Consider the following 13,662-nt stretch of genomic DNA (forward strand, 5'->3'; position numbering starts at 1 on the left):
GGCTATTGCATAATGTCACTTTATTCCGAATGATTAGAGTTGCTCAATGCTAGTTTGCAAGCAAAAGATTCAAACAAAAAATTAATACCTGTCATAATTAGGACTAATGATATCGTGCCAGCGGCAACCCATTGCCATGATTGAACATCGCTGTGTTTCAAAAAACCGCTCTCCACTAAAGCAGAAAATCCGAAACCCAATATTCCAGTTCCTAAACCTCCAAACATCCAGTAGCGTTTTTTTAATTGTTTTCTCGTGTACTTATTCTTTTTCATGATTTGATCCTATTTAGGTTTAAGTAAAAGCCATGAGAGTACTTTTATAGTATTTCTAAAAATTCCTCAAAAAAAGTAAGCTTGTATTTGAGTATAAAGCCACTTATTAGTGAATTACTTAAATCCATCTCTTTTTAGCTTTACGGTCTTATATTATGCATTGAATCAGGCTTCTGGATATCACCTAAAATGTAATCACAAAGAAATTCAATTTCGTAGTGACAGTGAAACCTTTTTATCAATTAAACCTCGCTTTATCTTTTACTGAGCTGTAAGTTAGCCCTAAGAATCTTTTGATTTTACATAGGCTTCCCAAAGAGCGGCAGCATTACTGATAGTAAATTCTACATTACCACAGTCTCCGCAAATTTGAGCTATTAATTCACCTTGCTCTTGCTTGTTAAACAGGATTCAATCGGTCTTTTGAATATAGACAGATAGATTCTTCTCAATATTACCATGACTAAAATCGGTGATTCTGGTATTCTCTATAATCTTAACTGAATTACATTTTTTACATTTTGATTCACTCATAGCTATGTTATAAATTTGATTTACAAATTATTGGTATTTATTTTTCGAAATTCCTTTGTTCACTTAATAGTTAATACGATGTGCTTTTTGATTACCCACCGATATAAGAATAGTTGGGCTGGACTAACCTCTAATTCAACAAACCTCTATTCACACCTAAATATCATTAAAATAAAATAGTTACTTCTTGCACCTAAGGAACATTGATACAAAGCTATTTTATTCGTTGTAGTTAGATTGAAATACACGATACTTAAAAAGCCCAACTACAATGGCACCACCAATACTGTTGCCTATTAAGGCCAAAAACAAGAACCATAAATAGTCTGTAACGGTTATGGTATCTGAATAAAGAAATCCGCCAAACACTTCAACATTTCCAACAATACTGTGATGAAACCCTCCAAAACCGATAACGCCGGTAATCATAAAAATTAGAAAAATGCGGGAGAATGAACTCATAGTGCTATTTAACAACCAATTCAATAAACCCATTAACCAGCCAGCCACTATAGCGCTTAAAAAAAGAACCCATGCATCGTGATCTACGACATGATTCCCTATAGAAGCCATGGTTTCATGAGTGAACAAATTTAATTGCGGTGCCAGTATGCCTATGAATAGGGTAAAAATAATACCGCCAACGACGTTCCCCAATATGACCAATCCCCAAATACGCAATAATTCCCAAATGCTGCGCTGACCATTTAATACGGGTAATGTCAAAACTGAAGTCTGTTCTGTAAAAAGCGCCGACTTTCCTAAAATGACAAGAATAAACCCTACAGGATATACAAGACCAAAAAGTTGAAAAACAGAGCTCTCTTCCATTGATCCTGCTAAGGAATAGTAAAGTATGGATATGAGTAAATAGCTGATTCCTATTTCCATTCCTGCAACAATGGCGCTTAATATTATTGCTTTATTTTTTATTTTGAAAATAACCTCACCTTCATGAATAACACGACTTAGGATATCGCGATATTCATTAATGCCATCAATTTCATTAGATTCTTGTTCTAAATCCTTCTGGTATTTTTCTTGATCCGTATTTTTAGGTTTCATAAAGTCGTCTATTGCTTTTCCTCACTTTCATTACTATCATCCTGGGTCTCGTCTCCAAAGCCTAACGTACCTTTTTGGAGATCTTTTTGTTTCCTTGTACTTTGATAAAGAATGTAATATCCTAAGAAACCACTAACTAGAGAGGCTGTTAAAATACCCATTTTAGCATCTTGAAGAAGAACATCGTCATTGAAGGATAAATTAGCGATGAATAAAGACATCGTAAACCCTATACCACATAGCAAGGCAATTCCGAGTAGTACCTTCCATATTGTTGGAGAAGTGGGTATATCTCTATAGAAAACCTTTAATAAAATCCAGATGGCTAACATAATTCCTATAGGTTTACCCAGTAATAATCCTAAAATAACGCCCCATGTGACGGTGGTTTGAAAGGCCTGACTCAAAATTTCCAAATCCATAAAAATACCAGCATTTACAAATGCAAATAAAGGCATGATAAAAAAGTATACTGGATCGTGTAACTTTCGTTCCAGACGTCTCAATGGAGACTCCATATCGCGTTGCGTATTTTCAAGATAATAGTGGGCTTGTTGCGTGGTATTAGAAAGCGTACGGTCTTTAGCTTTTTTAAATTGGTTAAAACCTTCTGTTGCAAAACCCTGAATCTGTTCTAAATTCCATTTGCGGTTCAGTGGAATAGTAAAGGCTACAATGACACCAGCTATAGTGGCATGTATACCAGAAGCTAGAATGGCCCACCATAGAAAAAAACCGATACATAGATACGGAGTGAGGCTGTTTACTTTGCGATAATTGAGCACTCCAAGTGCTATGGCACATAAAGCTGCAATACCCAGTGGTGTCCAGTTGATTTGTTCTGTATAAAACAAAGCGATAATAAGTATTGCTATGAGGTCGTCAACTACAGCAATAGTCGTTACAAATACTTTTACCCAAGAAGGAACACGTGATCCTATCATGGCTAGAATACCTATAACAAAAGCGATATCGGTTGCCATAGGTATAGCCCATCCATCGATGTATTCTGTATTCTGATTAAAAATCCAAAATATTAAAGCAGGGAGCGCAGCACCAGATACTGCGGCAACCACTGGAAATACTGCCGAGTTGAAGGAGTTAAGTTTACCAAATTTTAATTCTCCTTTAATTTCCAGACCTACTAATAAGAAAAAAAAGGCCATCAATCCATCGTTCACCCAATGATGTAAAGATTTTGAAATGTTTAAATCTGTAAATCCTACTGTAAATTTCAATTCCATGAAATCATGGTAATTTTGCCGAAAGGGTGAGTTAGCAACAATCAAAGCGGCTACAGTGGCCGCTATGAGCAGGATTCCTGTAGAAGAATCCTTTTGAAAAAACGTTTTAAAGTAGGCTGTAATCTTATGCATGAAATAGTAATAGTGACTGTAATATAGAAAAGTCGCTAAAAACACATTGAAATAACGCATTTAATTTAGTCTTTAGGTTGAAAGGAGATTTCTCAACCACTTTTTAAGCATCTAATAACACCTTAAAACATAGGTTAATTATTTGTCGATTTTACATAAACTGCGACTATCAGCTGTAACATCACTGGTGTTACTCCTACGTATCAATTCGTGGATGATGCCGTTCGTATTCTTACCGGTGGCGATATTCGGGTTTATGGCATTAATAGAGGGTTAATGCATAAATTTCACTTCAAAGCAAAACCCTGCTAGTAGGCTGGGTTTAGATCTAAAACGTATTCTAAGTAGAAAGAGAATTAATCTACAGCTCCCCAAGGAGCTTCTGGAGTTGATACTGTTTTAGTTAGATCAAAACGTACTGTAAACAAGCGATCAGAACCTATCCTGCGCAGGTTGTAGGTTAAGTTTGTATCATTGATGGTAAACCACCATACATTAGTAGAAGCAGCAGGTAAAATTTTAGCTGTGTGTGCGTCTGCTGGAAACATTTGCAAAGTAGCTAGACCTACATTGGCACTTGTACCACCATATTGAGTAAGTGTTTCTTCCGTACCATTTTCATGACGGTGATCGTGTTTAAGACTTATGATTTTGTCATGATTCATGGTAAGAACCCAGGTACGTGATCTATTTTCCCCTACAAAAAAAGGAATGCGCAGGGTATTCTCTTCACAAGAGCGTACATGCATAATTAGCTTTTTACCTGTAAACCCATCACCTTCAACGCCTCCTGTAATAATTTCACCTTCAAAAGCATCACCACAGTGTGTTTCCAGCTGTGCCCAGAACTTTTCTGAACTGGTTTGCTCCTGTGCCACTACACAAATAGGTAAAAAAATAAATAACAGGATTATCGACTTCATAAATATTTTTTTTTTCAGGATGTTTAAACTTACCGAATTAAATGAAAGGTTACCCTTCCTGAAATTTAAATCGCTATGCGCAGACTTGTCAAACTAATCCTCCACAGAGTCTATAGATCGAAATTATTTTTATTAACCAATTCAACTTTATCTTCAGTAATGGTAATTACCTTTTGCTTGTAAAGAATTCCTAGTGCTTTTTTATAGGATTTTTTACTCATATTCAAATGATGGCGTATTGTTTCAGGTGTGCTTTTATCGGTCAATAATAAATAACCATTTGGACTTTCATTCAGCAGTGCTAAAACTGTTTCTACATCTGTATCGATTACATTTAAAAAACCTTGAGGTCTAAGAGAAACGTCTATTAAACCATCTTCGCGTATTTTTTTAATAAAACCAATACCTTCCATATCTACCGCCATCTCTTGATACACATCATCGTGATAGAGTAGGCCTTCAAACTCGTTGTTGATGAGAACGGTATATCCTAAGGGTGTTTCTTTTTCAATGATGAGGTTTACTTTATCTCCTATTTGTAAATCCATTACGGTAAATATTAAATTCTATTATTGTAGTTACAAAGGTACAATGCGGGAAAGGTATGCTGAATTTATTTCAGCAACTTCTTCCCATAACTAGAAGTTTGTCATGCTGAAATGAATTCAACGTGACAGCTGGCGAGAAAAATAGGTGCATTGAAACTATTTCCTATTTAATACCACCTCAAGTGTAACATAAATTTTTTTATTTTGATACCGCGAAAGCGTAAATCCACCAAAACAACCCCCAATAAAAAAGCGCCTGTGAGGGCGCTTCAGTGTGTATAAAATAATAAAATAGCTTATCCTAGATAAGACTTCAAGATTTTACTGCGGCTGTTCTGGCGCAATCTCTTGATTCCTTTTTCCTTGATCTGACGCACGCGCTCACGAGTCAAGTCAAAAGTTTCACCTATTTCTTCCAGACTCATAGGCTGCTGATTCCCGATACCGAAGTATAGCGAAATAACATCTGCTTCCTTTTGAGAAAGAGTTTCCAGTGCACGAGTGATTTCTAAGGTAAGAGATTCATGCAATAATTCTCTGTCAGGATTAGGTGACTCACCACTACGAACAACGTCGTACAGGTTAGAAGTCTCACCTTCTTTAAGCGGCGCATCCATCGATACGTGACGCCCGGCATTTTTAAGCGATTGTTTCACGTCACTTACCGTCATATCTAGCTCAGTCGCTAGTTCTTCAGGAGATGGTGGACGCTCGTGCAATTGCTCGAGGTGGGAAAAAGCCTTGTTGATTTTGTTAATCGAACCGATTTTGTTCAATGGAAGTCGCACGATACGTGACTGCTCTGCAAGTGCCTGTAAGATCGACTGGCGTATCCACCATACCGCGTACGATATGAATTTGAACCCACGAGTTTCATCAAACCTTTTGGCAGCCTTTACGAGACCGGCATTTCCTTCATTAATAAGATCGGGTAATTTCAGACCTTGATTCTGGTACTGTTTTGCAACAGAAACCACAAAACGTAAGTTTGCGGTCGTCAGTCTCTCAAGAGCCCCTTGATCACCTTTTTTAATACGCTGTGCAAGTTCCACTTCTTCCTCTGCAGTGATCAGGTCGATCTTAGAGATGTCTTGTAGGTACTTGTCCAGGGATTTAGACTCACGGTTGGTAACCTGCTTGGTGATTTTGAGTTGTCTCATTAAAATAAAAAGATTAAGTAATTAAGGCGGGTTTCAGCTTTTGAAACCCAGACATAATAGTAGCAATAATCGTACCATAACAGCTTTGTCTGACACTAATTCAGACTAGGCACAGCGCGACTTTCACAACTATTTTATTAGTCGCACTGACGTATTATCTGTTACACAGTAGATAGATTTTTACGCTTTCGCGAAAGCGTATTTCCTTTTAAACCATAGTACTATTACGATATCGCAGTCTTAAATTAAATCTCGTACATCACTCAATGGTTAAGTTTAAATAGTTCAAAAAGTCTTAGACGCAGCTCCATAATGAAAGTGTGAAAATTATTTAGTTACACTAATCATTGTAAGCTGTCAGACGAAAATGTCACGGCGCATTTCTCATGAAGGATGGTTTCAAGGTCAGTTATTTCTTTAATACGGCCGCAAAAGAATATAGAAACGTCAATAAGGACAGCGCCCTCGTAAGATTTTGGTCCAATATTTTAAACTTAAACCTAGATAAAATCTAAGTCAGCCTCCATTTATATTCTGTATGCACTTTCTTTAAAATCAAGAAAAAAGGAATCCACCAGATGAAATCATTAGTGATTAGCGTGTAGATAAATTCAAATGGTACTTTACCCTGCGCATAATTGAAAACAAACCCTAAAGGCCCAAAGATCTTTCCTAACATACCCACGGCTACAATAGGCCAGTGTCGCATAGGATCATAACTCGCCCACCAATAGCCCAAACCGTAAACGCCTATCACCATTCCCATTCCTTGCCAGACCATAGGCTGATTTAAAGGCTCCATACCTACCAATTCCCAAAACATTTGTGGGAACAGCACGACCCATGCTCCCCATAGAACATTGTAAATGGCGGCAAGTTTAAGAGTTAATTTCATGAGCTTTGAATTTAATTAGAAATGCAACGATAGAATCATTGCATTTTATGTTGACAAGATGAAAGTCGAGATGATGGATTATAGTTTACAATCTAAATTTTATGATTCGTATTTGATATTTTGACAGACTGGTTGGAGAGGTTTTTTTCAATTTCTTAGTTTAGTAAACACTCTATTTCTTTTCTTATTAATCTAATTCCTAGTTTTAAAGAAATACGATTGGGAATAAGTAATTGTTCTCTAAGCTACAAATCAAAAACCGCCAAAATTTTTGGTTTTCCAGAGAAGAAATACCGAAGGCAATGAGGTTTCAAATCTCCCACAGAACACAGCTAAATTCTTTTAAATTAAATGCAATAAAACAATTAACGTCCACACCGCTACACGCCACCAGTTTGTTTTCTCCAACCTGTGACACAAATGCACATTTTGAGGTTCCTGTATCAATCGTTCATGAAGAGGTTTATAAAATAAGGCAGTGGACAACCACATCGAGCCGACTAAGATAAAATCTAAAATCCTCACGAGCGTAAATTCTTGAACGTAGAATAGGAGGTAGCCCGACAAAACCAATTGCCCAAGCATCAATGGCAGTACAATAAAGGTGATGTTTCTCATGTGGATAGCATGCCATTTCTGAAATCCAGCGGCTCCAAAATGACAGAAACTGGGATAGATTAAGAGTTGCACCATCCATATAAGGACGAGCAAACCTACATCAACCGATAATTTTAAGATTTCCCAAATGGTAAAAGTCATGTGTAGATAGGTTGTACTATGGTTAAAATTACTCGGATTGATTCACTTTGACGTATTGTCTTTTGCTAGCTTTCAATTTTTACAGCTGGCTTATTCAAGAAATAATGAATACACGTTTATTGGCCATTAAAAATAAATTAAACTTGCAGTCGTTAAGTAAGTGCAATCCACAAGCCCTTTGATGCGTTTTAGTCTAATAGTTCTATGTATTTTCTATTTATTTCCGCTTCAGCATGAGGCGCAGATAGGAGGTGAAAATACGTATCAATTTTTGAATCTTGTTTCTGGAACTAAGCAGGCTGCACTAGGTGGTCGGGTACTTACTGCTGTTGATTATGACCCTACAACGGCACTTTACAACCCGGCGACCATCAATCCTAAAATGGACAATCAGCTTCAAGTGAATTATGTTAATTATCTAGGTGATGTTAATTATGGAACGGCCAGTTATGCCTACACCTGGGACCGTCGTAAGCAAACTTTCCATATAGGGGTGACTTATCTGGATTATGGAACTTTTGATGGTTATGATGAGCAAGGGATTTCTACCGGTGAATTTGGTGGTAATGAGGTTGCCGTTTCTGCGGGTTACGCTTACAATATTCCGTGGTCTGATTTTTATGTCGGAGCCAATGTGAAACTGATCAGTTCTAAATTGGAGAATTTCACCTCTATTGGTGGTGCGCTAGACTTTGGACTATTGTACTATGATGAGGAGAAAGCCATACGTGGTGCTTTAGTAGTGCGTAATATTGGTACCCAGTTTACCGCCTATGATGAGATTTATGAGAGTCTTCCTTTAGAAGTGGCTTTAGGCTTTTCAAACACCATGCGTACTTTGCCTGTGCGTTTACACGTGACGCTGGAAAACCTACAGAAATGGAATATAGCTTTCTCTAACGATGCAAATGCACAACGGGATCTGGACGGAAATGTAGTTAATGACGATCCAGGATTTTTCAACAATGCCCTAAGGCATACAGTTATAGGATTAGAATTGTTCCCAGAAAGCGTTTTTGAATTGCGATTAGGTTACAGCTTTCGTCGGGCTGAAGAATTGCGCATTCAGGATACGAGAGCATTTTCTGGATTGAGTGCCGGCTTTTCCCTAAAAATCAATAAGATGCGATTCAGTTACAGCCATGCTCGATATAGTCTGGCATCAAACACCAGTTTTATAGGGGTAAATATTAACTTGCAATAATGATGCAATCTCTAATCACCATCGCTATTGATGGCCATTCCAGTACCGGTAAAAGCACAGCTGCAAAACAACTCGCACATGAGCTAGGCTATCTTTATGTTGATACTGGTGCTATGTATAGAGCTGTTTCTTTTTTCGCTTTAAGCGAAAATCTAATCAATCAAGGTCAACTGGATCAGTCGGTTTTAGAACGTCGTTTGAAAGATATTGCCATCACTTTTGAACGCAATCCAGAAACCGGAAATAATGAAGTTTGCTTAAATGGTAAAAATATTGAGTCAGAAATCCGCACGCTGGAAGTGAGCAATGTCGTGAGTATTGTTGCTTCAAATAGTGCCGTACGTGCTAAACTTGTGGAGCAACAACAAAAAATGGGCGCTGCCAAAGGTGTGGTCATGGATGGTCGCGATATAGGAACCGTCGTTTTTCCAGATGCAGAACTTAAAGTTTTTATGACGGCAGCAGCAGATGTAAGAGCAAAACGTAGGTTTGAGGAGTTGACCAATAGCGGTCAAATAGTAGATTATGCAGATGTCCTAGAAAACGTTATTGAGCGAGATAGAATTGATTCTACCCGAGAAGACAGTCCACTTATTCAGGCAGATGATGCTCTATTGCTGGATACAAGTTACATGGATCGCAAACAGCAATTTGATACCTTATTGCATTGGGCTAATCAGGAATTACAGTAGGTGGTGTACCTGGTTTGTTTTCAGGAAAATATTCATGAATTGTGCTATCTCTTAAAAATTTAAATCTTAGAGCAGTGCGGTCATTCTTCAAGATTTCATAATGTAGGGAATCATTTTCCCGTATTAAATGCAGATAACTTATGCCTTTATTTGCAGTGCTTTTCCCATTCAGGCTTTGATCGACAATGTAGTCGTAGTAATTGTTTGTAGTGTCCGTTTCTGAGCGGTAGAACATATTGATAAGGTTTGAGGTAATTTCCATACCGGCATTGATATCAAGATCGTTTAAATAAGAGTCTTGTTTTAGTACTTGCAACTCTTTTGAAAGAGTGTCTACTTTTTTGAATTGCTCTGGATTGTTTCTGGGATCCTCAATGACTACTGGCTTCTCATTACAGCTGCTTAATATCAAGAGTCCTATGATGGCGAATACGTAATTTTTCAATGGCTTAGCGTTTTGATTTGGTTTAGATAATTTTCAATCCATTTAATAACAGAAATCTTGCCACAAAGTTCGGCTATCAAGTCATAAAACAATATATCAATTATTTTAAATTGGTTTCCTTTTTTTCATAGATCTCGTATAGTTTTGGAATGGATGGAGAATTCATTTAGAAAGCATGCTAGCCAGTTGAGATTTATGCAGATACACATTTGATCGAGTGGGATGTGCTTTTAGTAAAAAAATATAATCATAGGACAATATCACTGATTCTTTACCGCATGATTGCCTTCAGGAAATAATGTTGAAAGGAATACAAATTGCGATTATTTCAGAATTCTTGGCTTTCTAAAATATCTCTCAAACAATATTTTTTAATACTTCCAGGTAATTTATAAAAGAATACATTTTGATTTTTAGGAAATTCATGACGTGTACTTTACCGGTTTTGGCTTTGTACGATTTTCTGTTTTTATTTTAGCATTAAAATTTCTAGGTATTCTGCTTTCGCGAAAGCGAACCGAATTTAAAATTACAAATTCTTAGTTTTCTTCTTTTTCCACATCAATTTTACAATACCTACACTAGCCAGTGTCAACACCAGAATAAAGAAACCTACTAGAAAAAGCACCCACACCGGATGGTCAGATTTGTAATCATAAAAAATGCGCTGGACCATATAATAGATCAGTCCTACATTCATACCTATCATTCCCAGGGGCATAATAATGTAGAGAAAAATAATCACAGTGTAGTCCATACCAGTAATTTCTATGGGAATAGTATAGGCATATGCAAACCCAATGATAACGTAGCCCAAAAGTAGGAGCGACATGATAAGACCGCCGGTTAAAAGTAGAACGCTCGCCATTGACCTAGAACTCACCTTGTCACTGTCAACATCATAAGTGATGGGATGTTTTTCTCCTACATAATAAGGATCACCAGAACTTATGTTAAGTTCCCGTTCTATGATGGCTCCACTACTATTTGTAAAAATCACAGTAGGAGAGTACATAGTATGGTAATTTCCCTCATCATCCTCACTCTCGTATTGCCTGACTTGGGTGACGGTGGCTTCAAAACGATCGTGCGCGACAGTGGCGTACAAACCAGCAACAGTAATTCCTATGAAAGGAAAAGATAAGGAGCACATGCACAGGTATACCAGCGTTACGTATCCTATTAGTACACAGCCGGGTTTGTCATTAGGATCCTTTTTATGCGCCATCTGTAGTGCAATTCTATATCCAATATAACACCCAAAAGCGATGAGCAGTAGTATCAAAGTCAATTTCATAACGTGAAAGTAGGAAATGATTTGAAGATCTATCCTTCTTGAGGGTATCGGCTAAATCTGTAAATGCAATAACTGTATGTGACTTCAAAAAGCATTAAAATAGAAGTTATTTTTAGAAGGATCCCGCTTACGCGAAAGCGAAATTATTTCCATTACTCTAACGACATACTTATATAGGAAGAAATTAAAAATATTCGTACTTTTGCAAGCCCAAAGCGAGAATAAGGAAACCGCTTGGGAATCAAAATCTTATAATAATCTTCTAGAGAAGTTTCTATAAGTTTCCAACAGACACTAGGATACAAAATTAAATCAGCAACCTATTATGGCTGAAGAAAAAACAAAACAAGAACTTGAGGCAGCACAAGATGGTGTTAAGAAAACTCAGGTTTCAGAAAAAGTAGAAGCAGCAACTCCTCTTGAAGAGGCTGAATCTACGGAAACAAAGAAAGAAGACGAGCCTAAAGGCGAGGCTCCTAAAAAAGAAGAAAAAGCACAAGATCCTCAAGAATTTCTTGACACTTTTGACTGGGAACGTTACAGTGAAGGTATTGAGAAGGTAGATGAGGAGCAGTTGAAATCTTTTGAAAAGCTAGTTGCAGAAAACTTTGTAGATACCATCGATACTGATGTGATCTCTGGTACTGTAATTAAAATCACTGATCGTGATGCGATTATTGATATCAATGCAAAATCAGAAGGTGTTATTTCCCTTAACGAATTCCGCTATAATCCCAACCTTAAGGAAGGCGATAAAGTAGAGGTTCTTGTTGATGTACGTGAAGACGCAACCGGACAATTGATTCTATCTCACCGTAAGGCTAGATTGATCAAGGCATGGGAACGTGTTAACAACGCACATGATACAGGTGAGATCGTTAACGGTTATGTAAAATGTCGTACTAAAGGTGGTATGATCGTAGATGTATTCGGTATCGAGGCGTTCCTTCCAGGATCCCAGATCGATGTGAAGCCTATTCGCGATTATGATGCATACGTAGATAAAACAATGGAATTCAAGGTGGTGAAAATCAACCATGAATTCAAGAACGTTGTTGTATCGCACAAAGCACTTATTGAGGCAGATATTGAAGAGCAGAAGAAAGAAATCATCTCTCGTCTAGAGAAAGGACAAGTACTGGAAGGTGTTGTGAAAAACATCACTTCTTACGGTGTGTTTGTTGATCTAGGTGGTGTTGATGGACTGGTTCACATTACAGACCTTTCCTGGTCACGTATCAACCATCCTAACGAGGTTGTAGAACTAGATCAGACGCTTAACGTAGTTATCCTTGACTTTGATGAAGATAAGTCACGTATCCAGTTAGGTCTTAAACAACTAGAGCCACACCCATGGGAAGCTCTATCTGACAAGATCAAGCCAGGTGATAAAGTGAAAGGTAAAGTAGTTGTAATCGCAGATTACGGTGCATTTGTAGAGGTTGAAGAAGGAGTTGAAGGACTCGTTCACGTATCTGAAATGTCATGGTCAACGCACTTAAGAAGTGCTGGTGACTTTGTAAAAGTAGGAGATATTATCGACGCTCAAGTTCTTACCGTTGATAGAGAAGATCGCAAGATGTCTCTAGGTATGAAGCAACTGACTCAAGATCCATGGACTGATATTACTACTAAGTACCCAGTAGGTTCCCATCATAATGGTATCGTGAGAAACTTCACAAATTTCGGTGTATTTGTAGAATTGGAAGAAGGAGTAGATGGATTGATCTACATCTCTGACCTTTCTTGGACTAAGAAAATCAAGCACCCATCAGAATTCTGTGCGGTAGGTGATAAACTTGACGTTGTTGTTCTTGAACTTGATGTTAACGGTCGCAAATTGTCTCTAGGACATAAGCAGACAGTTGATAACCCATGGGATAAGTACGAGGCTGAATTTGGTCTAGGTACGAAACATAATGTGGAGATTACAGAAATGGTAGATAAAGGCGCTGTTGTTAAATTCAACGACGATATCACCGTATTCATCCCGGCACGTCACCTTGAGAAAGAAGACGGATCCAAACTAGGAAAAGGGGAGAAGGCTGAAATCGAAATCATCGAATTCAACAAAGAATTTAAACGCGTTGTTGGTTCACACATGGTAATCCATAAGGAAGAAGAAGCTAAGATTGTTAAGCAAGCCGCTAAGCAGCAGCAAGCAGCTGAGAAGCCTACTTTAGGTGACGCAAATACTAAGCTACAGCAATTGAAGGAAAGAATGGAAGGCAAACCAGTTAAAGAGGAGCCAGCCAAGAAGTCTAAGAAAGCAGCCAAAGAAGAAGAATAAGTTTTTCTTTTTATTGATATGAAGAATCCCTTGTCATTTGTTTGACAAGGGATTTTTTTTTGAAATTTTTGTCCCGTCCTGAAATAGCGATACACAAAAACCTTAGTGTAATGGAAACACCTATAAACAGGGGTTACGTGAAGCGTACCCAAAAAGACTACTCGCTTTCTTTCAAGCTTCAAGTGGTCGATGAGATTGA

Annotated in this window: 13 protein-coding genes; 3 read left to right on the forward strand and 10 right to left on the reverse strand. The window is 37.7% G+C overall.

Annotated features, from left to right (window positions below; genetic code table 11):
• Window positions 1-20 precede the first annotated feature (20 nt).
• The 8 genes from IQ282_RS04205 to IQ282_RS04240 form a co-directional block, all read right to left on the reverse strand.
• Window positions 21-275 carry a hypothetical protein gene (locus tag IQ282_RS04205; RefSeq protein ID WP_194850655.1) on the reverse strand — a complete coding sequence of 85 codons (255 nt, stop codon included), beginning with the start codon at window positions 273-275 and terminating at the stop codon, window positions 21-23.
• Window positions 276-1,028: 753 nt separating this feature from the next.
• Window positions 1,029-1,874 carry a formate/nitrite transporter family protein gene (locus IQ282_RS04210; RefSeq protein ID WP_194850656.1) on the reverse strand — a complete coding sequence of 282 codons (846 nt, stop codon included), beginning with the start codon at window positions 1,872-1,874 and terminating at the stop codon, window positions 1,029-1,031.
• 8 nt (window positions 1,875-1,882) lie between these two features.
• Window positions 1,883-3,250 carry a Na+/H+ antiporter NhaA gene (gene nhaA, locus IQ282_RS04215; RefSeq protein ID WP_194850657.1) on the reverse strand — a complete coding sequence of 456 codons (1,368 nt, stop codon included), beginning with the start codon at window positions 3,248-3,250 and terminating at the stop codon, window positions 1,883-1,885.
• 356 nt (window positions 3,251-3,606) lie between these two features.
• A complete protein-coding gene (locus tag IQ282_RS04220) occupies window positions 3,607-4,173 on the reverse strand; it encodes a hypothetical protein (RefSeq protein WP_194850658.1) in 567 nt (188 codons plus the stop codon).
• A gap of 110 nt (window positions 4,174-4,283) precedes the next feature.
• Complete coding sequence (locus IQ282_RS04225) at window positions 4,284-4,721, reverse strand: S1 RNA-binding domain-containing protein (RefSeq protein WP_194850659.1); 438 nt, start codon at window positions 4,719-4,721, stop codon at window positions 4,284-4,286.
• Window positions 4,722-5,017: 296 nt separating this feature from the next.
• Window positions 5,018-5,881, reverse strand: coding sequence for a sigma-70 family RNA polymerase sigma factor (locus IQ282_RS04230; protein WP_194850660.1), 864 nt, complete (start codon window positions 5,879-5,881; stop codon window positions 5,018-5,020).
• Window positions 5,882-6,392: 511 nt separating this feature from the next.
• Window positions 6,393-6,776, reverse strand: a complete 384-nt coding sequence (locus IQ282_RS04235) for an alkyl hydroperoxide reductase (RefSeq protein ID WP_194850661.1) — start codon at window positions 6,774-6,776, stop codon at window positions 6,393-6,395.
• A gap of 342 nt (window positions 6,777-7,118) precedes the next feature.
• On the reverse strand, window positions 7,119-7,535 hold the full coding sequence (locus tag IQ282_RS04240) for a hypothetical protein (RefSeq protein WP_194850662.1): 417 nt from the start codon (window positions 7,533-7,535) through the stop codon (window positions 7,119-7,121).
• A 181-nt stretch (window positions 7,536-7,716) separates the two neighbouring features.
• Between IQ282_RS04240 and porQ the strand changes: the two genes are divergently transcribed.
• Complete coding sequence (porQ, locus tag IQ282_RS04245; RefSeq protein WP_194850663.1) at window positions 7,717-8,739, forward strand: type IX secretion system protein PorQ; 1,023 nt, start codon at window positions 7,717-7,719, stop codon at window positions 8,737-8,739.
• Window positions 8,740-8,741: 2 nt separating this feature from the next.
• Window positions 8,742-9,431 (forward strand): (d)CMP kinase, encoded by a 690-nt coding sequence (gene cmk, locus IQ282_RS04250; protein WP_194850677.1) that lies wholly within the window; start codon window positions 8,742-8,744, stop codon window positions 9,429-9,431.
• Here cmk and IQ282_RS04255 read toward each other — a convergent pair.
• Both IQ282_RS04255 and IQ282_RS04260 read right to left on the reverse strand, forming a co-directional pair.
• On the reverse strand, window positions 9,412-9,876 hold the full coding sequence (locus tag IQ282_RS04255; RefSeq protein ID WP_194850664.1) for a hypothetical protein: 465 nt from the start codon (window positions 9,874-9,876) through the stop codon (window positions 9,412-9,414). The two genes, cmk and IQ282_RS04255, sit on opposite strands and share 20 nt — an antisense overlap.
• Window positions 9,877-10,405: 529 nt before the next feature.
• On the reverse strand, window positions 10,406-11,173 hold the full coding sequence (locus IQ282_RS04260) for an amino acid kinase family protein (RefSeq protein WP_194850665.1): 768 nt from the start codon (window positions 11,171-11,173) through the stop codon (window positions 10,406-10,408).
• 325 nt (window positions 11,174-11,498) lie between these two features.
• Here IQ282_RS04260 and rpsA point away from each other — a divergent pair, with 325 nt between their 5' ends.
• Window positions 11,499-13,463 (forward strand): 30S ribosomal protein S1, encoded by a 1,965-nt coding sequence (gene rpsA, locus IQ282_RS04265; RefSeq protein ID WP_194850666.1) that lies wholly within the window; start codon window positions 11,499-11,501, stop codon window positions 13,461-13,463.
• Window positions 13,464-13,662: the final 199 nt, after the last annotated feature.

The sequence above is a fragment of the Nonlabens antarcticus genome (assembly GCF_015356755.1).
Classification (GTDB): domain Bacteria; phylum Bacteroidota; class Bacteroidia; order Flavobacteriales; family Flavobacteriaceae; genus Nonlabens; species Nonlabens antarcticus.

Excerpts from the sequence above, each read along its gene's own strand:
- IQ282_RS04205 (WP_194850655.1), bottom strand. The coding sequence starts at position 275 with ATGAAAAAGAATAAGTACACGAGAAAACAATTAAAAAAACGCTACTGG.
- IQ282_RS04210 (WP_194850656.1), bottom strand. The coding sequence starts at position 1,874 with ATGAAACCTAAAAATACGGATCAAGAAAAATACCAGAAGGATTTAGAA.
- nhaA (WP_194850657.1), bottom strand. The coding sequence starts at position 3,250 with ATGCATAAGATTACAGCCTACTTTAAAACGTTTTTTCAAAAGGATTCT.
- IQ282_RS04220 (WP_194850658.1), bottom strand. The coding sequence starts at position 4,173 with ATGAAGTCGATAATCCTGTTATTTATTTTTTTACCTATTTGTGTAGTG.
- IQ282_RS04225 (WP_194850659.1), bottom strand. The coding sequence starts at position 4,721 with ATGGATTTACAAATAGGAGATAAAGTAAACCTCATCATTGAAAAAGAA.
- IQ282_RS04230 (WP_194850660.1), bottom strand. The coding sequence starts at position 5,881 with ATGAGACAACTCAAAATCACCAAGCAGGTTACCAACCGTGAGTCTAAA.
- IQ282_RS04235 (WP_194850661.1), bottom strand. The coding sequence starts at position 6,776 with ATGAAATTAACTCTTAAACTTGCCGCCATTTACAATGTTCTATGGGGA.
- IQ282_RS04240 (WP_194850662.1), bottom strand. The coding sequence starts at position 7,535 with ATGACTTTTACCATTTGGGAAATCTTAAAATTATCGGTTGATGTAGGT.
- porQ (WP_194850663.1), top strand. The coding sequence starts at position 7,717 with ATGCGTTTTAGTCTAATAGTTCTATGTATTTTCTATTTATTTCCGCTT.
- cmk (WP_194850677.1), top strand. The coding sequence starts at position 8,742 with ATGCAATCTCTAATCACCATCGCTATTGATGGCCATTCCAGTACCGGT.
- IQ282_RS04260 (WP_194850665.1), bottom strand. The coding sequence starts at position 11,173 with ATGAAATTGACTTTGATACTACTGCTCATCGCTTTTGGGTGTTATATT.
- rpsA (WP_194850666.1), top strand. The coding sequence starts at position 11,499 with ATGGCTGAAGAAAAAACAAAACAAGAACTTGAGGCAGCACAAGATGGT.